Origin of the sequence: Burkholderia sp. 572, assembly GCF_040545135.1 — a bacterium.
Classification (GTDB): domain Bacteria; phylum Pseudomonadota; class Gammaproteobacteria; order Burkholderiales; family Burkholderiaceae; genus Burkholderia; species Burkholderia cepacia.
Map to the genome: position 1 here is coordinate 99,965 of NZ_JBEPLH010000009.1, position 22,976 is coordinate 122,940.

24 protein-coding genes are annotated in these 22,976 nt (G+C 67.7%); 12 read left to right on the forward strand and 12 right to left on the reverse strand.

All coding sequences use genetic code 11. From position 1 onward, the window contains the following. The first annotated feature begins 259 nt into the window (after positions 1–259). Together ABIC51_RS18495 and ABIC51_RS18500 are read left to right on the forward strand one after the other, a co-directional pair. Positions 260–1,213: a DMT family transporter gene (locus ABIC51_RS18495; RefSeq protein WP_146255076.1), complete on the forward strand. Its 954-nt coding sequence runs from the start codon at positions 260–262 to the stop codon at positions 1,211–1,213. Positions 1,214–1,397: 184 nt separating this feature from the next. After that, positions 1,398–1,946, forward strand: coding sequence for a hypothetical protein (locus ABIC51_RS18500; protein ID WP_059698680.1), 549 nt, complete (start codon positions 1,398–1,400; stop codon positions 1,944–1,946). A gap of 103 nt (positions 1,947–2,049) precedes the next feature. Here the strand turns inward: ABIC51_RS18500 and ABIC51_RS18505 are convergent, their stop codons facing one another. After that, positions 2,050–2,184 carry an entericidin A/B family lipoprotein gene (locus tag ABIC51_RS18505; RefSeq protein ID WP_021158165.1) on the reverse strand — a complete coding sequence of 45 codons (135 nt, stop codon included), beginning with the start codon at positions 2,182–2,184 and terminating at the stop codon, positions 2,050–2,052. Between the two features lie 233 nt (positions 2,185–2,417). Here ABIC51_RS18505 and ABIC51_RS18510 point away from each other — a divergent pair, with 233 nt between their 5' ends. After that, positions 2,418–3,713, forward strand: coding sequence for an aspartate carbamoyltransferase (locus ABIC51_RS18510; RefSeq protein WP_059525726.1), 1,296 nt, complete (start codon positions 2,418–2,420; stop codon positions 3,711–3,713). 135 nt (positions 3,714–3,848) lie between these two features. Here the strand turns inward: ABIC51_RS18510 and ABIC51_RS18515 are convergent, their stop codons facing one another. Continuing rightward, on the reverse strand, positions 3,849–4,268 hold the full coding sequence (locus tag ABIC51_RS18515; RefSeq protein ID WP_021158162.1) for a type II toxin-antitoxin system VapC family toxin: 420 nt from the start codon (positions 4,266–4,268) through the stop codon (positions 3,849–3,851). Continuing rightward, positions 4,265–4,504 carry a FitA-like ribbon-helix-helix domain-containing protein gene (locus tag ABIC51_RS18520; RefSeq protein ID WP_021158161.1) on the reverse strand — a complete coding sequence of 80 codons (240 nt, stop codon included), beginning with the start codon at positions 4,502–4,504 and terminating at the stop codon, positions 4,265–4,267. Before ABIC51_RS18520 ends, ABIC51_RS18515 begins: the two co-directional genes overlap by 4 nt. A gap of 310 nt (positions 4,505–4,814) precedes the next feature. On the opposite strand from ABIC51_RS18520, the gene ABIC51_RS18525 reads away from it, so the two are divergent. The 8 genes from ABIC51_RS18525 (at position 4,815) to ABIC51_RS18560 (ending at position 11,080) form a co-directional block, all read left to right on the forward strand. Further along, complete coding sequence (locus tag ABIC51_RS18525) at positions 4,815–7,061, forward strand: TonB-dependent receptor (protein WP_226128001.1); 2,247 nt, start codon at positions 4,815–4,817, stop codon at positions 7,059–7,061. A gap of 3 nt (positions 7,062–7,064) precedes the next feature. After that, the gene (locus ABIC51_RS18530; RefSeq protein WP_060313192.1) at positions 7,065–7,820 is read left to right on the forward strand and encodes a tetratricopeptide repeat protein; all 756 of its coding nucleotides are present in this window, start codon (positions 7,065–7,067) and stop codon (positions 7,818–7,820) included. Next, positions 7,817–8,500 carry a Fe2+-dependent dioxygenase gene (locus ABIC51_RS18535; protein ID WP_124533251.1) on the forward strand — a complete coding sequence of 228 codons (684 nt, stop codon included), beginning with the start codon at positions 7,817–7,819 and terminating at the stop codon, positions 8,498–8,500. Before ABIC51_RS18530 ends, ABIC51_RS18535 begins: the two co-directional genes overlap by 4 nt. A gap of 87 nt (positions 8,501–8,587) precedes the next feature. After that, positions 8,588–8,827 (forward strand): type II toxin-antitoxin system Phd/YefM family antitoxin, encoded by a 240-nt coding sequence (locus ABIC51_RS18540; protein WP_011659184.1) that lies wholly within the window; start codon positions 8,588–8,590, stop codon positions 8,825–8,827. After that, positions 8,824–9,219: a type II toxin-antitoxin system VapC family toxin gene (locus tag ABIC51_RS18545; RefSeq protein WP_027789497.1), complete on the forward strand. Its 396-nt coding sequence runs from the start codon at positions 8,824–8,826 to the stop codon at positions 9,217–9,219. The genes ABIC51_RS18540 and ABIC51_RS18545 overlap by 4 nt, the downstream gene beginning before the upstream one ends. A gap of 109 nt (positions 9,220–9,328) precedes the next feature. Beyond that, positions 9,329–10,048 carry a M15 family metallopeptidase gene (locus tag ABIC51_RS18550; RefSeq protein ID WP_354006580.1) on the forward strand — a complete coding sequence of 240 codons (720 nt, stop codon included), beginning with the start codon at positions 9,329–9,331 and terminating at the stop codon, positions 10,046–10,048. Positions 10,049–10,151: 103 nt separating this feature from the next. Then, positions 10,152–10,736 (forward strand): nucleotidyltransferase family protein, encoded by a 585-nt coding sequence (locus ABIC51_RS18555; protein WP_021158154.1) that lies wholly within the window; start codon positions 10,152–10,154, stop codon positions 10,734–10,736. 203 nt (positions 10,737–10,939) lie between these two features. Further along, the gene (locus ABIC51_RS18560; protein ID WP_021158153.1) at positions 10,940–11,080 is read left to right on the forward strand and encodes a hypothetical protein; all 141 of its coding nucleotides are present in this window, start codon (positions 10,940–10,942) and stop codon (positions 11,078–11,080) included. 78 nt (positions 11,081–11,158) lie between these two features. Here ABIC51_RS18560 and ABIC51_RS18565 read toward each other — a convergent pair whose 3' ends face one another. From ABIC51_RS18565 to panE, 8 genes are all read right to left on the reverse strand, one after another. After that, positions 11,159–11,917: an SDR family oxidoreductase gene (locus tag ABIC51_RS18565; protein ID WP_060173286.1), complete on the reverse strand. Its 759-nt coding sequence runs from the start codon at positions 11,915–11,917 to the stop codon at positions 11,159–11,161. Then, a complete protein-coding gene (locus ABIC51_RS18570; protein WP_146254717.1) occupies positions 11,914–13,461 on the reverse strand; it encodes an FGGY-family carbohydrate kinase in 1,548 nt (515 codons plus the stop codon). Before ABIC51_RS18570 ends, ABIC51_RS18565 begins: the two co-directional genes overlap by 4 nt. A gap of 29 nt (positions 13,462–13,490) precedes the next feature. After that, the gene (locus ABIC51_RS18575) at positions 13,491–14,579 is read right to left on the reverse strand and encodes an alcohol dehydrogenase catalytic domain-containing protein (RefSeq protein ID WP_175854386.1); all 1,089 of its coding nucleotides are present in this window, start codon (positions 14,577–14,579) and stop codon (positions 13,491–13,493) included. Between the two features lie 46 nt (positions 14,580–14,625). Beyond that, positions 14,626–15,639 carry an ABC transporter permease gene (locus ABIC51_RS18580; protein WP_060173289.1) on the reverse strand — a complete coding sequence of 338 codons (1,014 nt, stop codon included), beginning with the start codon at positions 15,637–15,639 and terminating at the stop codon, positions 14,626–14,628. After that, complete coding sequence (locus ABIC51_RS18585; RefSeq protein ID WP_301762094.1) at positions 15,626–17,146, reverse strand: sugar ABC transporter ATP-binding protein; 1,521 nt, start codon at positions 17,144–17,146, stop codon at positions 15,626–15,628. The genes ABIC51_RS18580 and ABIC51_RS18585 overlap by 14 nt, the downstream gene beginning before the upstream one ends. A 62-nt stretch (positions 17,147–17,208) precedes the next feature. Continuing rightward, positions 17,209–18,150 carry a substrate-binding domain-containing protein gene (locus tag ABIC51_RS18590; protein WP_059710443.1) on the reverse strand — a complete coding sequence of 314 codons (942 nt, stop codon included), beginning with the start codon at positions 18,148–18,150 and terminating at the stop codon, positions 17,209–17,211. Between the two features lie 118 nt (positions 18,151–18,268). After that, positions 18,269–19,228 carry an AraC family transcriptional regulator gene (locus ABIC51_RS18595; protein WP_301763989.1) on the reverse strand — a complete coding sequence of 320 codons (960 nt, stop codon included), beginning with the start codon at positions 19,226–19,228 and terminating at the stop codon, positions 18,269–18,271. Between the two features lie 231 nt (positions 19,229–19,459). Further along, positions 19,460–20,407 (reverse strand): 2-dehydropantoate 2-reductase, encoded by a 948-nt coding sequence (gene panE / locus ABIC51_RS18600; protein ID WP_301763990.1) that lies wholly within the window; start codon positions 20,405–20,407, stop codon positions 19,460–19,462. Between the two features lie 243 nt (positions 20,408–20,650). On the opposite strand from panE, the gene ABIC51_RS18605 reads away from it, so the two are divergent. Further along, positions 20,651–22,204, forward strand: a complete 1,554-nt coding sequence (locus ABIC51_RS18605) for a methyl-accepting chemotaxis protein (RefSeq protein ID WP_027789507.1) — start codon at positions 20,651–20,653, stop codon at positions 22,202–22,204. A 25-nt stretch (positions 22,205–22,229) separates the two neighbouring features. On the opposite strand, the gene ABIC51_RS18610 is transcribed toward ABIC51_RS18605, so the two are convergent. Continuing rightward, entirely contained in the window at positions 22,230–22,907 is a 678-nt protein-coding gene (locus ABIC51_RS18610; protein ID WP_027789508.1) for a LuxR C-terminal-related transcriptional regulator, read from the reverse strand. Positions 22,908–22,976: the final 69 nt, after the last annotated feature.

Genomic DNA, 22,976 nt, shown 5'->3' on the forward strand with positions numbered 1-22,976 from the left:
GAAGGCGGGCCCCGACGTCGACGACGGCTGACGCGGCTTGGGCTTGGGCTTGGGCTTCGACTTCGACTTCGACTTCGACTTCGACTTCGACTTCGGCTTCGGCTTCGGCTTCGGCTTCGGCTTCGGCTTCGGCTTCGGCTTCGGCAGCAGTCTGCGCGAACGCACGCGCGCAACGCCCTACGCACGGCCCTCGACACTCCCGCACCCGCTGCAATTTCGTTCAAGACGCGCGACGCCGCCACACGCGACGATGCGGCGCATGAAGACACGACTGATCGGCTATCTCTATCTCGCCGCCGCGATGGCGGGCGTCGGCAGCACCGTCATCGCGAGCCGTCTCGCGGCAGGCGGCCTGCCGCCGTTCACGGCCACCGCGCTGCGCTTCCTGATCGCGACACCGCTGCTGCTCGCGCTGATGCGCGCGCAGCGAATGCGCTGGCCACGCATTTCCACCCGCGACGCCGTGTTGCTCGTCATCCAGGCTGCGGCGGGCGGCGTCGGTTATACGGTGCTGCTGATCAGCGGCACGAAGCTGTCGTCGCCGCTCGACGCTGGCGTGATGCTCGGCACGCTGCCCGCGATGTCGACGCTGATCGCGGCCGTCGTGCTGCGCGAGCGGCAGACGCCGCGCGACTGGGCGGCCGCCGCGCTCGCCACGGCCGGCGTGCTGTTCGTCACGTTCGCCCCCGGCCACGCGCTGCCGTCGCTCCGGACGCTTGCCGGCGATGCACTGGTGCTGGCCGCCGTCGCATGCGAAGCCGTATTCATCCTGCTCAACCGGCGCCTTGCCGCGCCGCTGCCGCCGCTCGCGCTGTCCACCGCGATGTCGGGCCTCGGCTTCGTCCTCGCGCTCGTGCCGGCTGTATTCGAATGGCACGCGGTCGCAGACGGCTGGACTGTCGGCGCCGTGTCGGCAATCGCCTACTACGCGCTGGTGCCGACCGTGCTCGGCTACCTGTGCTGGTACGCGGGTTCGGCGCGCACCAGCGGAACCGAGGCCGCGCTGTTCACGGCGGTCGCGCCGGTCTCGGCCGTGCTGTTCGCGGTCGCGCTGTTCGGTGAAACGTTGAACGTCACGCGGGTCGCCGGCATCGCGCTCGTCGTCGCGGGCATGCTCGTCGGCGCGACGCGGCGGCGCGAGCGGCTCGCCGACACGCACGATGCCCGGCCAGCCAGCCCCGCGCCCACCCCCGCTCAAACCGCCGCCGACTGACGGCGGTCATCGCGGGATTGCGGCAGCGGCGGCCACTTCCTCCCGTCACATCGTCGTGGCCCGCGCCCCCGGCCACTGTAGGAATGTGTCCGCGTGCCGCAAATCGATTGCGCACCACCCCGCAAGATGCAATATTCGCGTGGCCGGCCCCTTTGACAACCATCGAACAACAATCCGACACGCAATGAACAGGAAGGAAGCCAAAACAAGAATCGCGGTGCTGCTCTCCGCGGGAACGAGGAAGGCCGACGCACTGGCCGAACTGTCCGGACAGGGGCTCAAGGATCGCGTGCTCGCGCACCTGATCGCATCGCGCCCCGACCCCGAGCGCTGCCGCAAGAACAAGGTGCACGTCCGGATCCTGGTCGCGCTCGGTATCGCCCAGCTGGCGATCAGCCTCGTGCTCGCGTATTACTTCTTCGCAAGCGGCGCCGGCACCGGCCTCGTGGCCGTGTTCCTGACGTTGACCGTGCCGCTGTCGCTGCTGTTCATCTGGGGCTTCGCGACCCATCGCGTCGGCGCCTATCACGCGTTCATCCTGCTGTCGCTGCTGCAGTTGCCGAAGACCATCGCCGAGCTCGGACGCGATCCGTCGACCGCGCTGCCGAGTCTCGTGATCACCGCGTTGCTGGTGGGCTACGTCTGGTACGTACGCAACCGGATGTTCCCCGACTACGGCTGGTTCACGCCGCGCAAGGTCGAAGGCCGCTACGCGTTCGTCGAACACGCGTGACGCCGCCGGCGTCGCCGGCGTCGTCACGGGCCGAAAAAAAGCGCCGGGCCGCCCCGCAATCGCGGGACGGCCCGGCGCTTTCTGCATTCCGAAACCGGCCGGCTTACTTGGCCTTTTCAGCCGTATCGCTGATCGCCTGGCCGCCCTTCGAAATATCCTGGCCCACGCCGGCGACCGTGTTGCAACCGGCGAGCGCGGCGGTCACCACCAGCAGCATTGCAGCAATCGTACGCGTCATTCTCATTCTCCTTCGAATCAACAAGCCCGACGGGCGAATCGTATGCGGCCCCGTGCCCGGCAAGACGCCGGGCACGGGGCCTGACCTGATTATACGGAGACGGCCGCGACGCGCCACTACGAACCCGCCGCATGTCACATGGGCCACACAGCCGGTTCGCGCAGATTTTCCTTGACTTCAACGCGCCAGGAACTAATATACGCACCGCGTATATTTTCCGCCAGGAGCCGCCGATGACCGTTCCCCAGCAAGCCTTCCTCCGCGACGCGATGCGCCGCCTCAACATGACCCGCGAAGCGTTCGCCAATCGCATCGGCGTCAGCCGGCGCGCGCTGGACACCTGGCTGCTGCCCGACGATTCGCAGGAATCGCGCGGGATGCCCGAGATCGTCGAGCGCTTCGTGTCGGAAATCGTCGAGCGCTCGGCACCGGAAGGCGGCGGCTATACGCAAAGCGTAGATAATCAAGGGCTCGCCAAGCAGTTCTTTTTCGAAGGCAAGCCGCAGCTGCTGTCGGTCGACCAGTTCTCGCGGGAATCGGTCGAGGCGCTGTTTCGCGTGGCCGACGTGATGCAGCCGATCGCACGCCGCCACAAGATTTCGCGCGTCCTGGAAGGCGCCGTGCTCGGCAACCTGTTCTTCGAAGCCAGCACGCGTACGCGCGTGTCGTTCGGCGCCGCCTTCTGCCGGCTCGGCGGCTCGGTGTGCGACACGACGGGTTTCACGTTCTCGTCGATGGCCAAGGGTGAATCGATCTACGACACGAGCCGCGTGATGGCCGGCTACGTCGATGCGCTCGTGATCCGCCACCCGGAGAAAGGCTCGGTGGCCGAGTTCGCGCGCGCGACCAACCTGCCCGTGATCAACGGCGGCGACGGCCCCGGCGAGCACCCGAGTCAGGCGCTGCTCGATCTCTATACGATCCAGCGCGAGTTCTCGCGGCTCGGCAAGATCGTCGACGGCGCGCACATCGCGCTGGTCGGCGACCTCAAGTACGGCCGCACCGTGCACTCGCTCGTCAAGCTGCTCGCGCTGTACCGCGGGCTGAAGTTCACGCTCGTGTCGCCGCCGACGCTCGAGATGCCGGCCTACATCGTCGACCAGATCGCGACGAACGGCCACGTGATCGAGCAGACGACCGACCTCGCGGCCGGGCTGCGCGGCGCGGACGTCGTCTACGCGACGCGGATCCAGAAGGAGCGCTTCACCGACGAGTCGTTCGAAGGCTACACGCCGGATTTCCAGATCAACCAGGCGCTCGTCGATACGGTGTGCAAGCCCGACACGCTGATCATGCACCCGCTGCCGCGCGACAGCCGGCCCGGCGCGAACGACCTGTCGGTCGACCTGAACCGCGACCCGCGCCTCGCGATCTTCCGTCAGACCGACAATGGCATTCCGGTGCGGATGGCGATCTTCGCGGTGCTGCTCGGCGTCGAGAACCTCGTCCAGCATTCGATGCGCGACGCGACGTGGCGCCCGCCGGCATACCTCGGGCCGGAGGACGCGGTGTTTCACGGTGTCGATTGAACCGTATCCAGGGTCTCACGCCCGCCTGCCGTCGTTTCGGGTTGGCGGCGCGCCCGCCTGAAGCAGAACGCGCCGCATCGCACGGCGCGTTTTTCAATTGCGGGGCAGCCTGCGGGGCCGGCAGCCGTGGGCTCGCTAGCGCGCCCACGGGTCGATTACGCGAATTCCCATTGCCTCGAACGGCGTGACGTCGCGCGTGGCGACGATCAGGCCGTTCGCTTCGGCCGTGCCGGCGATAAAACCATCGGAAGGTGCAATTGCGACACCTGCGGCACGAGCGCGTGCGCGAAGGCTCGCATACGCTTTGCTCGCAGCATCGTCGAATGGCAGGATTCGTCCGCGAAACAACGGCAGCACGCGCTGCTCGATGCTCTGATGCAGCCACTCTCGCCGGCGTCCTTCCGGCAATACAGCCACGCCCAATCGTATTTCCGCGAGACTGATCGCAGCCAGAAACAAGGTTTCGACATTCTGGGCATCGAGCCACTCGATCACGGCCGCGTTCGGCTCGCGTCGTAGCGGTTCGGAAATGACATTCGTATCAACAAGGATCATTCGAAGCTCATCGGATCGGCAGGCGTCTTGTCGCGCTGGGCGTCGAAATCGAATCCGCCGGCCTCCTGCCCGATTGCCGCCAGCATCGTTCCCAGCTTGAGCCGCCCGCCCGGAAGAACGGCCTGTTCGAGAATGTCGCGCACCTCGGCTTCGGTGCTGCGCCCATGTTGGGCCGCGCGAATGCGAAGTGCTCGATGCACTTCATCGGACAGATTTCGGACGGTGATCACCGGCATGGTGCGCCTCATCAAGATTGCTTTCAATGCAGTCATATTAGCATTTTGCTGTCATACCAAGTGAATCGCGACACTGCGACTCTAACCGGCCCGACAAGCCCTTCCTATCTGGTCATTCGGCCAATCTTCCCTCCGCAACGACCCCGTCACATTCGTCAACAATTCCCTAACAAACGAGAACAAGAACGCTTCTCATTCGCGATGAAATTACATAGAATGCCGCCTGAAAACAAATCGTAATAATTCCCGGCGGCGTGCACATTTCCGCAGCGCACCGCCCCGGGGCCACACCGCGAGGTCGAAGCGCACCATGAAGTCACGTCCCGACGAGCTGAAGCTCGGCAAATTCACCACCCTGTGCAGCGTGCTCGCCGCCAGCCCGGCATTCGCGGCGGACGGCACGCCGCCGCCCGCCCCGGCCGGCACCGAAGGCCATCTCGCGCCGATCGAGGTGCAGGGCAAGGCCGAGCACAGCTACAAGGCCGATTTCTCGGCTTCCGTGAAATTCACCGCGCCGCTCGTCGACACGCCGAAATCCGTCACCGTGATCCCGCAGGAGCTGATCCAGAACAGCGGCGCGTCGACGCTGACGGAAGCGCTGCGCACCGTGCCCGGCATCACGTTCGGCGCCGGCGAAGGCGGCAACCCGCTCGGCGACCGTCCGTTCATCCGCGGCTACGACACGCAGGGCAGCATGTTCGTCGACGGCATGCGCGACACGGGCGCCACGACGCGCGAGATCTTCAATACCGAGCGCATCGAGATCACCAAGGGTTCCGACGGCGCATACGGCGGCCGCGGCGGCGCGGGCGGCAGCATCAACCTGATCACGAAGGCCCCGCACCTCGGCACCACCGCCGCCGCGAGCGCGGGCCTCGGCACCGACCGCTATCGCCGCTTCACGGCCGACGGCAACTGGCAGTTCGCCGATCACGCCGCGTTCCGCCTGAACCTGATGAGCCACAACAACGACGTCGCCGGCCGCGACGCGGTCAACAACGAGCGCTGGGGCGTCGCGCCGTCGATCGCGTTCGGCCTCGGCACGCCGACGCGCGTAACCGCGAGCTACTACCACCTGTCGACCGACGACATGCCCGACGGCGGCATCCCGTATTTCTATACGGCGTCGAACAAACCGGCAAACGTCGGCACGATCTATCCGACCCCCGTCGACCGCCACAACTTCTACGGGCTGATCGACCGCGACTTCCGCAAGACCACGTCGGACATCAGCACGATCAAGATCGAGCACGACATCACGTCGGCGCTGACGATCCGCAACACCACGCGTTACACGGAATCGACGCAGGACTACATCTGGACCCAGCCGGACGACAGCCAGGGCAACGTGGTGAACGGCAAGGTCTGGCGCCGCAACAACAACCGCGACAGCTCGATCAACAGCCTGGCGAACCTGACCGAGCTGTTCGGCGAGTTCCGCACCGGTCCGTTCAAGCACAGCTTCACGACCGGCATCGAGCTGACGCGCGAATGGGGCAAGCGCGATTCATACAAGGTCGCGACCGACACCGGCAAGGTCTGCCAGAACGGCATCGGCGCCGCATCGGGCTACAACTGCACGAGCCTGTGGTCGCCGAACCCGAACGACCCGTGGGCCGGTTCGATCACGCGCAACAACGACTACGCGCATGCACGCACCACGACGAAGTCGATCTACGGCTTCGACACGATCGAGATCACGCCGCGCTGGCAGGTCAACGCCGGCGTGCGCGTCGACGACTACTCGACCCGCTTCACCGACACCAAGGCCAACGGCGGCAAAACCTATACGCGCGACGACACGCTCGTGAACTGGCAGGCCGGCCTCGTGTTCAAGCCCGCGCAGAACGGCAGCATCTACGCGTCGTACGCGACGTCGTCGACGCCGGCCGGCATGCTGCTCGGCGAAGGCAGCGAAACGCAGTCGCTCACGCCGGGCCGCGGCGGCGTCGGCCCGAACGCCGACCAGATGGCGCCCGAGAAGAACCGCAGCATCGAGCTCGGCACCAAGTGGAACGTGCTGAACGACAAGCTGTCACTCACCGCCGCGCTGTTCCAGATCGACACGACGAACGCACGCGTGACGCTGCCGAACAACCAGTACGCGATGGTCGGCAACAAGCGCGTTCAGGGCCTCGAACTCGGCGTCGCCGGCCAGATCACGAAACAGTGGCAGGTGTTCGGCGGCTATACGTACATGAAGAGCGCGCTGCGCGACAACGGCAAGGACGCGGCGAACAACGGCAACCGCTTCCCGAACACGCCGAAGCACAGCCTCACGATGTGGTCGAACTACGACGTGACGCCGAAGTTCACGGTCGGCGGCGGCGCGTTCTACATGTCGGAAGTGTTCGGCGATCCCGCGAACCTGCGAGCGGTGCCGTCGTACTGGCGCTTCGATGCAATGGCGCAGTACCGGATCAACAAGAAGCTCGACCTGCAGCTGAACGTGAACAACCTGTTCAACCGCACCTACTTCGACCAGGCGTACCCGGCACACTACGCGTCGATCGCCCCGGGCCGCTCGGCGTTCGTCACGCTGAACGCGCGCTACTGATCGATGGAGGCCGTGTCGCTGAAGGCGCTCGCGTCGGTATCGCCGCGCGAGTTCGCCGACATCCTGGCCGGGCCGCCCGAGCGCGCCGCCGCGTGGGTCGCGGCGGCGGCCGACAACGGCATCGTCGATGCGCAGGCCGTCTACGGGCAGTATCTGCTCGACGGGCATGGCGTCGCGCGCGACCCGGCGGCCGCGTTCAACTGGTTCCGGCACGCGGCGCGGGCCGGCCACGCGATGGCGATGAACATGCTCGGCCGCTGTTACGAGTTCGGCTGGGGCACGGCCGCGTGCGCGCCGGTCGCCGTGTACTGGTACCGGCTCGCCGCTCAGGCGGGGCTCGACTGGGGCATGTACAACTACGCGACGGCGCTCGCGCTCGGCAACGGCGTCGACGAGAACCGCGCCGACGCACTCGACTGGTTCCGCCGCGCGGCCGCGCTCGGCCATGCGAAATCGATCAACCTGATCGGCGGCTTCTACGAGGACGGCTGGGTCGTACCGGCCGACCCCGACGCCGCGTTCGACCACTATCGCCGCGCCGCCGTCGCCGGCGACTTCCGCGGTCAGTTCAACTATGCGCGGCTGCTTGCCGAGCGCGGGCGCGTCGACGAGGCGCTCGGCTGGCTCGCGCACGTGCCGGCCACCGCTACCCCCGCGTTCGTCGCGAAGATGCGCGCGTATCTCGCGTCGTCGCCGATCGACGCATTTCGTGCGGCGGCAATGCAACTGGCGCCGCACGTCATGGAATCCGCAACATGATGCTTCATATCCCCAGTGTGTTGACCAAGGCGCAGGTCGCGCAATGCCGCGACCACCTCGATGCGGCCGAATGGATCGACGGGAACGCGACGTCCGGCACGCAGTCGGCGCTCGCGAAACGCAACCGGCAATTACCGGAAGGCTCGCCCGCCGCACGTGCGGTGGGCGACGCGATCCAGGACGCGCTCGCGCGCCACCCGCTGTTCTTTTCGGCAGCGCTGCCGCTCAAGGTGTTTCCGCCGCTGTTCAATCGCTACGAAGGCGGCGAGACGTTCGGCACGCACGTCGACAACGCGATCCGGCTGCTGCGCGGCACGGATTTCCGCGTGCGCAGCGACCTGTCGGCGACACTGTTTCTCGAGGAACCCGATGCGTACGACGGCGGCGAGCTGTGTGTCGAGGATACGTACGGCACCCATCGCGCGAAGCTGCCGGCAGGCGATCTCGTGCTGTATCCCGCGTCGAGCCTGCATCATGTGACGCCCGTCACGCGAGGCGAGCGCGTCGCGTCGTTCTTCTGGATCCAGAGCATGGTGCGCGACGACGGCGACCGCACGCTGCTGTTCCAGCTCGATACGCAGATTCAGGCGCTGTCCGCCGAGAAAGGCGCGAAGGACCCGATGGTCATTGCGTTGACGGGGATTTATCACAACCTGTTGAGGAAGTGGGCGGATGCGTAACGCGAACGGGTAATGCTGCCCCCGGCGCTTGCGCTGCGTCAGACTCCATGACTAAAATGACCATCGTCAAATGACCATGCTCATATCATGATGCCGCACGCTCCCGTATCGAAATCCGAATTCAAGGCTCGCGCACTCGAGTACTTCCGGCTCGTCGAGGCGTCGGGCGAAAGCCTGATCGTCACCGATCACGGCAAGCCGACGCTCGAGATCCGGCCGTATCACGCACGCGAAGCTCAGCCGTTGGACATATTGCGCGGCTCGGTCATGCGCTATGACAATCCTCTCGATCCGATTGCGGAAGATGATTGGGAGGCGTCGCGGTGATCGTGCTGGATACACATGCATTGGTATGGTGGGTGGCGGGCGACCCGTCGCTCAGCAAGAAGGCGAGAAGCGCGATCGATCGCGCCCGCAGCGAAGGCGCGCTCGCCGCGTCCGCGATCTCCGCGTGGGAGATTGCGATGCTGGTGCGCAACGACCGCCTCGCACTGACGATGGATGTCGAAGCATGGCTCGCCACCGTCGCGCAAATCGACGGGATGCGCTTCGTGCCCGTCGACGCCGACATCGCCGCGAAATCCACCAACCTCCCCGGCACGTTCCACAAGGATCCGGCCGATCGCATGATCGTCGCGACCGCTCGACGGCTCGGCGCGCCGCTCGTCACGCGCGACGAAAAAATCCGCGCTTACGCGCACGTCAAGACGCTCTGGTGAGCGTCGCCTGCCCGCGGGCCGAACCGCCGCGCATCCTCCGCCGGACTCCGGCATATTGGCGAATCGTCTGACAAAAACGACCTCGGCCGGCCAGCCTCGGCGCCGGCTCATGGCCCGCAACCGTCATCGCGCCATTCCGTCCGCTATCGTGATATCGCTCTCCGATCCCGCTGTCCGGTCGATCGCCCTGCTGGAGTCGCACGAAGGGTTTGTCGATCTCGCCGGTTTTCATGACCGCATCGCCGTCGATCCCGGCCGCGACGACACCGCACACCCGAGCCGGCATTTCCTGAAAGTGCGCCACGGTGTGGCGCAACGGCTGATCGCCGCCGCGCATGCGCTGCCCGACGGCCTGCGCCTGTACGTCAAGGAAGGCTATCGTCCGCTGGCGCTGCAGCGCCACTATTTCACCCGGCATCTCGCGCACCTGCGCCGGACGCTGAACCCGCTGCCGGACGAAGACACATTGGTCGCGCTGACGAGCCACTACGTCGCGCCGCCGGAAGTCGCCGCCCATCCGACGGGCGCGGCCGTCGACCTGACACTGATCTCGACGGATGGCGTCGAGCTCGACATGGGCTGCGTGCTCGACGCAACCGACCAGGAATCGTCCGGCGCGTGTTATACGCACAACCCGTTCATCAGCCGGGCCGCCGCCCGCCACCGCCAGGTGCTGATCGCCGCGCTGACGGGCGCCGGCTTCACCAATTACCCGTCGGAATGGTGGCATTGGTCATTCGGCGACCGCTATTGGGCCGTCATGCACAGCCAGTCGCACGCAATTTACGGTCCCGTCGAGGAAAGCATGCTCGACGAAGCCGCGCGCTGACGTTCTTTCCGACGAAACGAACCCGCCCCGGTAACATCCTCACTTGTCGATCCCTGCCCGCTCCCGCACAATCGCAGCACCTGCATCACTCTCCCCCGCGCCGATGTCCTATGCGTCACTCGCCACCGGCGTCCTCCTCGCCGGCGGCCTCGGTCAACGCTTCGACCCGAGCGGCCTGCACAGCAAGCTGCTCGCGCTGCTTCCCGACGGCACGCCGGTTGCGGTCGCGGCCGCCCGCCGTCTCGCGGCGGCCACGGCCGACGTGATCGCCGTCGTGCGTCCCGGTGCCGAAAAACTCGCAATGCTGCTGAACGAAGCCGGCTGCCATGTCGTCTACGCACCCGACGCGGTGCGCGGCATGGGCGCGAGCCTCGCGGCCGGCGTACGCGCGACGCCCGACGCGAACGGCTGGCTCGTCGCGCTCGGCGACATGCCGTGGATCGCGGCGTCCACCTACGAAAGCGTCACACGCGCACTCGACGCCGACGACGCGTCGATCGTCGCACCCGCGCATCGCGGCGCGCGCGGCCATCCGGTCGGGTTCGCCGCGCACCACTTCGATGCGCTCGCCGCCCTCGACGGCGACACCGGCGCCCGCGCGCTGTTCGCCAGTGCACCGGTCAGGCTGCTCGACGTCGACGATCCGGGCATCGTGCGCGACGTCGATACACCCGCGGATTTGCGCTGACGCCGATCCCGCCCCGCACGCGGAGCGGCGCATGGCCCGCTCCCGCGCAGCAGGTGTCGGCACGAAAACCGCGCCCGCGCGGATTGCCCTGACGAAAGGCGCCCCACCGCGACAATCCCGCTGCAAATGCACGGCCGATTGCCTATAACGAAGACGAGGCGCCTCCGCCGCGCCACCGCCGTCACGCACTGCGCGAGTTCTCCATGACCGATCACACGACCCCGACGCCCGAGCCACCGGCCGACCCGAACCGCGACCCGGAAGACGACCCGCTGTCGTCGCCGCCCGGCCATCACGACAACCCGCAACAACCGGACGGACCGCCGAGCAAGGATCCGGTCTAGCCGCCGGGCGGCCGCGCCGCACATTCGCCGTGCATTCGCCACGGGTTCCGGTCATGCGGCGCCCGCGCACGACGTTGCCTAACGCGCCGTGTACCCGCCGTCGATCGGCAGCGATACGCCGCTGACCATCGATGCCGCATCGCTCAGCAGGAACAGGATCGGCTCGACGACCTCGTCCGGCTCCGCGAATCGGCCGAGCGGAATCGCGGCCAGCATCGGCGCACGCTTTTCCGGATCGCTCCACGCGAACTGCGCCATCGGCGTGAGGGTGACTGTCGGGTTCACACTGTTCACACGAATGCCGTGCGGCCCGAGTTCGATGCACAGCACGCGCGTGATCGCGTCCATCGCCGCCTTCGACGCGCAATAGCCCAGATGCGCGGGCAGGCCGACGAGCGCGGCCTGGCTCGATACGTTGACGATGCTGCCCCGCGCCTGCGCTGCGCCACGTCCGTCGCGCGCGATCATCTTCCGCGCGACGGCCCGTGCGACGAGCGCCGCGCCGCGCGCGTTGACCGCCATCACGCGATCGAAATGCGCGGCGCTCACGTCGAGCGCCGATTCGAGCGACGCGATCCCCGCGCAATTCACGAGGCCGTCGAACGCGTCGTGCGCGGCAAGCGCCGCGTCGATCGCGTGCTCGTCGCCACCGACATCGACGCGCAACGTCTCGCACGCAGCCTCGCCGGCCAGCGCGTCGAGCGCGGCCATGTCGCGCCCCGCCGCGACGACCTGCGCGCCCGCCCGCGCCAGCGCGACCGCGCACGCGCGCCCGATCCCGCTCGACGCGCCCGTGACGAGCACCCGCGAACCGCCGAAATCGAATCGACTTTTCATGATGGCGTGTGCAACCCGTGCATGATCGGTTCGAGCGCCGGATACAGCGCCGTATAGAGCGCAAAGCGCGCCGTATAGGCTGCCGCGCGTTCGGCATCGGGCCGCGCGCGCTCGACGAGCGTGACCCATCCGCCTTGTGCATCCTCGTGCGACACGAGCCCCACCCCGACTCCCGCGAGCAGGGCCGCCCCCATCGCGGCTTCGACGTCCTGCTCGATCGTCCACACCGGGAAGCCCGTCACGTCCGCGATGATCTGCATCCACAGCGCCGAATGCGCGGCCCCGCCCACGACGATCAGCCGGTCGTCGAGCGAGGCCGCGCCGAGTCGGCCGGCCTCGATGTTGTGCCGCAACGCGAACGCGACACCTTCGAGCACCGCGCGATACAGGTGCGCGCGCGTGTGCGCGAGACTCAGCCCGACGAATGCGCCGCTCGCCTTCGCGTCCCACACCGGGCTGCGTTCGCCCATCAGGTACGGCAGGAACAGCACGCCATCGGCGCCCGGCGGCACGCTTTCGGCCGCCTCCTCGAGCAACACGTGCGGATCGCCGTGCGGCAGCAGGCGTGCCGCATCGATCTCCGCGTGACAGAACTGGTCGCGAAACCACGCGACCGACGCGCCTGCCGTGATCGCGCCGCCGAACACGTACAGGTCGCGCTGCCCGTCGAACACGTGCGGCATGCTGACGAGCCCGTGCCGCGCATCGACGTGCCGGCTCACGTAACCCCAGCACATGCTGGTGCCGATCATCGCGACATGCTGCCCCGCGCGCGTCGCGCCGGCCGCGAAGGTCGCGACGGCCGCATCGACGCCGCCCGCGACGACGGGCGTGCCGGCCGGCAGCCCGAGCTGCTCCGTCCATTGCGACAGCAGGCCGCCGACGACGTCCGTCGATTCGACGAGCCGCTCGGGCATCATCGTCGCCGGGATGCCGAGCATGTCGAGCGCATCGTCGGACCATTCGCGGCGCGCGACGTCGTACACGCCGCCGATGTTGCCGGCCGAGCTGTGATCGACTGCAACCTCGCCGGTCAGCAGGTAGATCACGTAGGCGTTCGGCGGCAGGAAGTAGCGCACGTTCGCCCACACGTCCGGCCGCTGGTCGCGCAGCCACAGCATCTTCGTGAAGCCGTAATAGCTGTCGACGCCGTTGCCCGTGATCACGCGCAGCCGCTCGACGTTCACGTTCGCATTGATCCAGTCGACTTCCGCGGTCGCACGCCGGTCCATCCAGATCAGGCACGGATGGACCGGCCGCATGTCGCTGTCGACCGGAATGCCCGAGCCGCCGTACAGGCTGCCCACGCACACCGCGCGGATCGCGTCGGCCGGCACACCCTGCGCGCGCGCATCGCTCACGCAGCCGGCGATGCATTCGAGCACGGCGTCGAACCACACCTGCGGCCATTGCTCGGCCCACAGCGGGCGCGGCGTATCGGGCTGGTAGCCGGCCGAGCGCCGCGCGACGATCGTGCCGTGCCGGTCGACGAGCAGCGCCTTGGTGCTCTGCGTGCCGATGTCCACGCCTATGACGTATTCCATGATGTCTCCGGTGAGGCGCACGCCGGCCGTCAGCGGGCCGGCTTCAGCAGCACCTTGATCGATTCGGGCGATTTCGCGACGCGGATCGCGTCGTCCCACTCCTCGAGCGCGAAGTCGTGCGTGACGATGCCTTTCGACGTGACGAGTCCGCGCGCGAGCAGGTCGATCGCGACCGGGTAGCAGTATGGCCCCAGGTGCGCGCCGCGCACGTCGAGCTCCTTGCGGTCGCCGATGATCGACCAGTCGACGGTCGCATCCTCGCCGAACACGCTGAATTCGACGAAGCGGCCGAGCTTGCGGATCAGGTCGAGCCCCTGGCTCACGCCGACCGGCGCGCCGGTCGTCTCGACATAGACGTCGCAGCCGTAGCCGTCGGTGAGCGACCGGACGATCTCGCGTGCATCGTCGCGCGTCGGGTTGATCGTCACGTCGGCGCCGTACTGCCGCGCGAGTTCGAGCCGCTCGTCGATCAGGTCGATCACGACGAGTTTCTTCGGCGTCTTCAGGTGCGCGACCTGCGTCATCATCAGCCCGAGCGGGCCCGCTCCGGCGATCACGACCACATCGTCGAGCTGCAGGTCGCCGCGGTTCACCGTATGGATCGCGCACGACAGCGGCTCGATGATCGCGGCGTCTTCGAGCGACACGCCGAGCGGGATCTTGTGGACGATCGCGGTGGGCGGAATGCGCATGTATTCGGCCATTCCGCCGTCGGCCACCTCGCGCTGGAAGCCGAAGATGTTGTGCACTTCGCACATCCAGTACTGGCCCGACCGGCAATAACGGCACTTGCCGCACGGCACGATCTGCTCGGCGATCACGCGATCGCCCACCGTCACGCCGAAGTGCTCGGCCGCGCCGTCGCCGAGCGCTTCGACATGGCCGAAAAATTCGTGGCCGGGAATCACGGGCGCCTTGACCCACGGGTTCGGGCCGCCCCAGAACATCTTCGCGCCCGTATAGCACTTACAGTCGCTTGCGCAGATGCCGCACGCGGTGATGCGGATCACGAGTTCGTTCGTGCCGGGGCGCGGCTTCGCGACCTGTTCGACGCGGTAGTCCTCGGGGCCGTGGCAAACGACCGCGGTCATCCGCGGCGGGGCTTCGGGTGTCGTCATGGGTAGTCTCTTTCAGTGATGATTCGGATGTCTGACGGAAGATGCGTTACCGCGACCGTTCGCGGCTGATGTAGATCGCGAGCAGGATGATTCCGCCCTTGATCACGTTCTGCACATACGGGTTCACGCCGATCATGTTCAGCCCGTTGTTGAGCACGCCGAGCAGCAGCGCGCCGACCAGCGTGCCGAGGATCGCGCCGCGCCCGCCCGAGATCGACGTGCCGCCCATCACGACGGCCGCGATCGCGTCGAGCTCGAAGCCCACGCCGGCATTCGGCTGCCCGCTCATCAGCCGCCCGGTCAGCACGATCGCGGCGAGTGCCGACGTGAGCCCGGCGAGCGTGTAGACGATCAGCTTCACGCGCGCCACGCGCACGCCGGTGAGCCGCGTCGCCTGCTCGTTGCCGCCGATCGCATACACGTAGCGGCCGAACGGCATCCGGTCGAGCAGCAGCCACGCGATTGCATAGACCGCCAGCATGATCAGTACCGGCGCCTGGATGCCGAACACCTTGCCGCTGCCGAAGAACGCGACCCAGTCGGGCAGCCCGTCGATCGGATAGCCGCCCGTGTAGATCAGTGCCAGGCCGCGCGCGATGCCCATCGTCGCGAGCGTGACGATGATCGGCGGCATCCCCGCGAACGCGACGAACAGGCCGTTCAGGAAGCCGAACCCGAGGCCGACCGCGATGCCGATCGCGAGCGCGGCCACCGCGTTCACGCCGGCGACCATCAGCCCGGCCGCGAGCGTGCCCGACAGCGCCATCACCGAGCCGACCGACAGGTCGATCCCGCCGGTCAGGATCACGCAGGTCATGCCCACCGCGATGATCGCGTTGATCGACACCTGGCGCAGCACGTTCTCCAGGTTCGCGGCGGACAGGAAGCTCGGGCTCGCGATCATCATCGCGATGCACACGACGATCAGGCCGACGAGCGGATAGAACAGCGTCGAGCGTCGCAACTGCGCCCACATCGCGCGCGGCGGCGGTGCGTCGCCGTTTCCGGCGGCAGCCGCGAGGGTCGGGGAAGGCGTGGAAGAAGAATCAGGCAGGTTCATGGGTCGCTCCTCGCGTGCCGGCCGTGGCATAGGTCATGACCGTGTCGGGATCGATCTCGTCGCCTTCGAGCGTCGCCTCGATGCGCCCCTGCCGGAACACGGCGACGCGATCGCACATGCCGACGATCTCCGGCAGCTCGGACGAGATCATGATGATGGCGTAGCCGCGCGCGGTGAGTTCGCGCATCAGCCCGTAGATTTCGGCTTTCGCGCCGACGTCGATGCCGCGCGTCGGCTCGTCGAAGATCAGCACCGACGTGTGATGGTTGAGCCAGCGCGCAATCACGACCTTCTGCTGGTTGCCGCCGGACAGCGTCGCGACCTCGGCATGGATCGACGGCGCCTTCACGCCGACGCGCCGCATCACGTCGTGCGTCGCGCGCGCCTCGCCGCGGCGGTCGATCAGCCAGCGCATCGACCGGTACTTGCCGAGGTTGTTCAGCGAGATGTTGTCGCGAATCGAGAACGACGTGACGAGCCCTTCCGTCTTGCGGCTTTCCGGCAGGATGCCGATGCCCGCGCGCAACGCGTCGGCCGGATCGGCGAGCGTCGCCGCCGTGCCGCGCACGCGCACGTCCTTGCGATGCGCACGCGTCGCGCCGATCACCGCGAGCGCGGTTTCGGTGCGGCCCGAGCCGACCAGCCCGGCGAAGCCGAGAATCTCGCCCGCATGCAGCGCGAAGCGGTTCACGGGGCCGTCGCGCTCGATCTGCAGCGCATCGACCTCCAGTACCCGCGGCGCATCCGCCGCGCGCGCCGGCTTCGGCGGAAAACTGCTCTCGATCCGCCGCCCGACCATCATCCGCACCAGCTGCTCGACGTCGGTGCTCGCGACGTCGGTCGTCGCAACGTACTGGCCGTCGCGCAGCACCGTGATGCGGTCGCACACCGCGAAGATTTCCTCGAGATGATGCGAGATGAAGATCATCGCGACGCCCTGCCGCTTCAGCTCGCGCATGATCGCGAACAGATGCCCGGCCTCGGCCGGCGTGAGCGTGGCGGTCGGTTCGTCGAGGATCAGGATGCGCGCGTCGAGCGACAGCGCCTTGCCGATCTCGACGAACTGCTGCTGCGCGACCGACAGCGCACGGATCGGCGCATCGAGATCGATCGCGACGCCGAGCCGCGCGAAGATGCCGGCCGCCGCGCGACGCATCCGCTTGCGGTCGCGTGCGCCCCAGCGGTTGCGCAGCTCGCGGCCGAGGAACAGGTTGTCGACGGCATCGAGATGCGGGATCAGGCTGAATTCCTGGAACACGATGCCGACACCCGCCGCGACCGCGTCGCGATAGTCCGCGAAACGACGCACCTCGCCGTCGATCTCGATCGTGCCGGTATCCGGCCGATGAATGCCGCACAGGATCTTCATCAGTGTCGACTTGCCCGCGCCGTTCTCGCCGAGCAGCGCGTGAATCTCGCCGCGTGCGATCTCGAGATGAATGCCGGACAGCGCCTTCACGCCCGGAAAGCTTTTCGCGATGTCGCTGAGCCGGAGTATCGTGTCCATCGGTTTCTCCGTGCGAAAGGCGCCGGCCGTGCCGCCGCCCTTCGAGTCGCATTGCACGTCGTTCACCAGCTGAAGCCCTTCGCGTTGCCGCGGTCGACCACCTTCACGTCGACCGGGATCGCCTTCGGCACCGTCGCGCCCCACTTGCGCGCAATCGCGATGCCGAGCGCGATACGCACCTGGTCGGCCGGGAACTGCGCGGTCGTTTCGATGAACTTCGAATTCGGCTTCTGGATCGCGGCGATCGCCTCGGGCGCGCCGTCGACGCTCGTCAGCTTGATGTCCTTGCCCGAGCTCTCGATCGCGGCGAGCGCGCCCATCGCGCCGCCGTCGTTCACGCTGAAGACGCCCTTCAGCTTCGGGTGCGCGGAGATCAGGTTCTCGGTCACCGACAGCGCGGTCGCACGCTCCTGCTTGCCGTTCTGCGTGTCGACCAGCTTCACGTTCGGGTATTTCGCGAGGCCCGCCTTGCAACCGCGCACGCGTTCGAGAATCGGCACGACCGGAATGCCGTCGAGGATCGCCACCTCGCCGCTGCCGCCGATCGCTTTCGCGAGGTAGTCGCACGACATCACGCCCGCGTCGTAGTTCTTCGAGCCGACGAACGAATCGACCGGGCCGTTCGCGTTCGCATCGACGGCCACGACCACCGCGCCGGCCTTCTTCGCCTGCGTGATCGCCGACTGGATGCCGGTCGAATCGGTCGGGTTCACGAGCAGGATGTCGATCTTCTTCTGCAGCATGTCCTCGACGTCGCTCACCTGCTTGCTGACGTCGTGATGCGCGTCGGTGACGACGACCTGCGCGCCGATCGACGCGGCCGCGTCGTTCAGCGCCTTCTGCATCGTCACGAAATACGGGTTGTTGAGCTCCTGGAACGTCATGCCGATCCGCAGCGGTGCGGCCTGCACGGCGGCGGGCAGCCAGGCCGCGGCGGCGAACGCGGCAACCGCCGCCAGGCGGGCGGCGCGACGGGGGGATGAGGCGGGCGATGCAGGCGTCATGACGGTGTCTCCGGTTGTATAAGGCTTTTTCGTGGGTGAGCAAGCCCCTCGCGACGCGGGCGGCGCGATCGGCTGGGTGAAACGGCGTGGAAAACTCGGGCCGGCGGCGGCCCCGCGATCATCCGGGCTGCGGAGCGAGTTCGGGCGCGCCGGGCGTCACGACGCGCGGCGGCAGCGGATTGCCGGTGGGCGCCGCGTGCAGCGCCAGTTCGCGGCTGCGCGCGTTCAGGCGCTGCAGTGCGCGGAATTCGGACGGCGCCATCCCCTTCACCGCGCGGAACTGGCGGTTGAAGTTCGACACGTTGTTGAAGCCGGCCTGGAAGCAGATATCGGTGATGTTCGCGTCGTCGGCGAGCAGCAGCTGGCACGCGGATTCAATCCGCAGACGATTCACGTACTGGACGAACGGCATGCCCGTCTGGCGATGAAACGCGCGCGAGAACGCGCTGACGCTCTGCCCGGTCAGTTGCGCGAGATCGGATTCGCGCAGCTCGGACGCGAGGTTCTTGCCGATGTACGACAGCGCATGGCTGAGCCGCGTCGGCGTGACATCGGCCTGGTCGTACGCGGGGCTCGCGAGCAGCGTGCGTTCGGCCGCCCCGCACAGCCGTTCGAGGATCGTCATGAACAGCGCGATGCGGCGCATGCCGCGCGCGGCCAGCAGCTCGTCGAACAGCGGCGCGATCGCGGCGCTGGTCGCCGCGTCGAAGCCGACCCCGCGCCGCGCATCGTCGAGCAACGCCTGCGCGTCGCGGCATTCGGGGAACGCGTCCATGCAGCGGCGCACGAACGCCGGTTCGAACTGGATCACGAGATTGCGGCGTTCGACGGTTTCGCCTTCGGCCATGTCGCTGACCCAGTTGTGCGGCAGGTTCGGGCCGAGCAGCACGAGATGGCCGGGGCCGAACGAGCCGATGTGGTCGCCGACGAAATACTTGCCGCGCGTCGCGACGATCAGGTGCAACTCGAATTCGGGATGGAAGTGCCAGCGGATCGTGCGATACGGATAACCGTGCGACCAGACCTTGAACGACTCGTCGCGTCGCACTTCGACCACTTCCAGATCGGGGTGCATCATGTGGGCGTCTCCATTCCCGTGTCTCGCCGGCCGGTTCGTTTTGCGCGTGCGCCGCGTATTTCACGCGGCGACGCGACCGGTCGCATGGGAAGCAATGTAGGTCGATCGAGCGCGCGGCTCCACCAACTTTACGCCTGATTTTCGATACTTTTTTGCCCATTCCGGCCGCAAATGGCGCCGGATGGCAAATTTGTGCAGTGCGGAACGGCCTGACGGCCGCCCGCCCGGCGCTTACGCGGCCGCGTGCTCGCGCGCGGTACGCGCTTCGTACGCCTTCAGGTGGTTGTACGCGATCCGCAGCAGCGACAGCGCATCGGCCGCCTGCGGGTCGCGGCGCGCGAGCAGGTCGCCGATCACGTGATCGGCTTCGACGCGCGCATGGTTTTCGACGTCGCGCAGCATCGACGCGGTCAGCGGCGACGGCGTCAGCACCATCCGCTGCATCCGCTCGATGGCGGCCGGATCGGGCCGGTGGCCGTTGTGCTCGGCAATCGCACTGCATTCGCCGAGCATCGTCTCGAGCAGGCAGCGGCCGTCCGGCGCGGCGAGAATGTCGCCGACCGAGGCGCGGAACAGCGACGTGCTCGCGGCGAGCGTCGCGAGGAACACCCATTTTTCCCACATCCGCGCGGCCACGTCGTCACTGAGCGTCGCATCGAAACCCGCGCCGCCGAGCACCTCGGCCACCGCGCGCACACGCGGCGATTCGCCGCCCGCGAGTTCGCCGAACGTGACCCCGTGCGTGTCGTTGAGGTGCACGATGCGCTGCTCGCGATCGAGCGTCGCCGCGATCACGCACAGCCCGCCGAGCACCTGCGCGGCGCCGAACCGCTCGCGCAGCACGTCGAGATGGCGCATCCCGTTGAGCATGGGCAGGATCAGCGTCTGCGGGCCGACGAACGGCGCGAACGACTCAATCGCGTCGTCGAGGCTGTACGCCTTGCAGCTCAGCAGCACGAGGTCGAACGGCGCGACACCGGCACCCGCGTCGCCCGCGCGCACGGTCTGCACGTTCGCGAGCGTCAGGTCGCCGCGCGGGCTGCGGATCAGCAGCCCGTCGCGCGCCAGCGCGGCCGCGCGGCCGTCGCGCACCAGGAACGTCACGTCGCGCCCCGCCGCGGCCAGCCGGCCGCCGAAGTATCCGCCGACCGCGCCGGCCCCCACCACCAGAATTCGCATCGTTGCCTCCTTTCGGTTTCATTCGCCGCCGCGCCGCGCGCGCGGCGCGCATTCAAACGCCCCGACAGTATAGCGACGCCCGTTATGCATATGCATAGATGCCCTTGTCGGTGTCGACGGCATCGGCGACGGCGCCGGGCTCCTAGGGATAACCCGCCTACGGCAACGCACGTCGGGCGCCGTCAAGATACTTATCCCGTCACGCCGCCCCGGCGAGCTTTCACGACTGACCGACCACACACCATGCGCAACCTTTCCCTGAATCAGAAACTCGCCTCGATGATCGTCATCCTCTGGCTCGGCCTGCTCGTGATCGCCGGGCTCGGGGCCTGGCAGACGCGCGCATCGATGATCGCGGACCGCCGCGACCAGCTCGCGTCGCTGGTCGCGCAGGCCGCGAGCGTGACCGATCATTACTACAAGCTGTCGCAGCAGAACGCGCTGCCGGAAGCCGACGCGAAGCAGAAGGCACTCGAGGCGATCGCCGCGATGCGTTCCGGCGCCGACGGCTACATCTCCGTCAACGACTCGAAGCCCGTGATCGTGATGCATCCGATCAAGGCCGACCTCAACGGCAAGGACGTGTCGAATTTCACCGACCCGAACGGCAAGCACCTGTTCGTCGAGATCGTGAAGGCCGGCAACCTCGAAGGCGGCAAGGGCTTCGTCGAGTATCTGTGGCCGAAGCCGGGCGCCGACAAGCCGCAGGAGAAAACCAGCGCCGTGCAGCGCTTCGCACCCTGGGACTGGTACATCGTGACCGGCATGTACATGAACGACGTGCGCACCGCCGTGCTCGAAAGCGTCGGCCGCTGGCTCGCGATGACGACCGTGCTCGGCGGGATCGCGACCGCCGTGATGGTGCTGGTGCTGAAAAGCGTGCGCGCGAACCTCGGCGGCGAGCTGGAAGTGGCACTCGACGCCGCGCAGCGCATCGCGCAGGGCGACCTGACCGCGCACGTCGCCGTGAAGCACGACGATCGCGGCAGCCTGCTGCACGCGCTGCACACGATGCAAGGCGGGCTGATCGACATGGTGTCGCGCGTGCGGATGGGTACCGAGAACATCAACGTCGGCGCAAGCGAGATCGCGTCGGGCAACACGGACCTGTCGCAGCGCACCGAGGAACAGGCGGCCGCGCTCGTGCAGACCGCGTCGAGCATGGACCAGATGACCGCGAACGTGAAGCAGAACGCGGACAGCGCCGCCCAGGCCGCGTCGCTCGCCGGCCAGGCCGCGCAGGTCGCGACGCGCGGCAGCGCGGTGGTCGACGACGTCGTGCGCACGATGAACGAGATCACCGACCGCTCGCACAAGATCGGCGACATCATCGGCGTGATCGACGGGATCGCGTTCCAGACCAACATCCTCGCGCTGAATGCGGCCGTCGAAGCCGCGCGCGCGGGCGAACAGGGCCGCGGCTTCGCGGTGGTCGCGGCCGAAGTGCGCTCGCTCGCGCAACGCTCGGCGACGGCGGCGAAGGAAATCAAGTCGCTGATCGTGTCGTCGAACGAGACCGTCGAGCAAGGCGCGGCGCTCGTCACGCACGCGGGCGAGACGATGGCCGAGATCGTGCAGTCGGTGCGGCGCGTGAACGAGATCCTCGACGAGATCAGCCATGCGTCGCGCGAACAGAGCGCCGGCATCGAGCAGGTCAATCGCGCGGTGGGCGAGATGGACCAGGTCACGCAGCAGAACGCGGCGCTCGTCGAAGAAGCGGCGGCCGCCGCGCATTCGCTGCGCGATCAGGCCGAGGCGCTGCGGGACGCCGTGACGCGGTTTGCGTTGCCGGCCTGACGGCGGCCGTCCGGCGCACGCGGGCTCACGCCGCGTCGCCGGGCCGCGGCGCGGCCGCACCGGTGCCGAGCCCCAGCCCCGCCGCCCGCCGGACCAGCTCGACGTCGTTGTTCACGCCGAGCTTCTTCATCGCGCTGATCTTCTGCGCACTGACCGTCTGCTTGCCCTTGCTCAGACGCTGCGCGATCGTCTTGATCGGCACCCCGGACAGATACAGGCGAATGACCTCGATTTCGCGCGCCGACAGCTTCACGGGCGCCTCGCCGCGCTCGCCGGCCGCATCGACCGCGCGCCTGACGAGCGGCGACAGGTAATGCCCGCCGCTGTAGCTCGAATGAATGGCCGTGACGATATGGCCGACCTCGTCGAACTTGCTGACGACGCTCACGCCGCCGATCGCGAGGATCGACCCGACGATCAGCGGATTCTCGTTCGCGACCAGCACGACGACCCCGACGTTCGGACGCGTGCGCCGCAGCCAGTCGAGCAGCCCGAGGCCGTCCATCTGCGCGTCCCCGCGGATCGCATAGTCGACCAGCACGACATCGCAGTCGACGCCGCCGAGCGACGCGGCCAGCTCGGCCACATTCCGGCATACCGCGACGAGCTCGATCGCGCAGGCGCTGCCTGCGACCTGCTCGATGCCGGCCAGCGTCAACGGCCAGTCGTACGCGAAGACGATGCGAACGTTGAATTTCCTCATGCGTGGTTCCCGGTGGTTCATCGGCCGCGCGACGCGGAGCGCGCACGGCCGGTTTGGCGTTGATCGGAC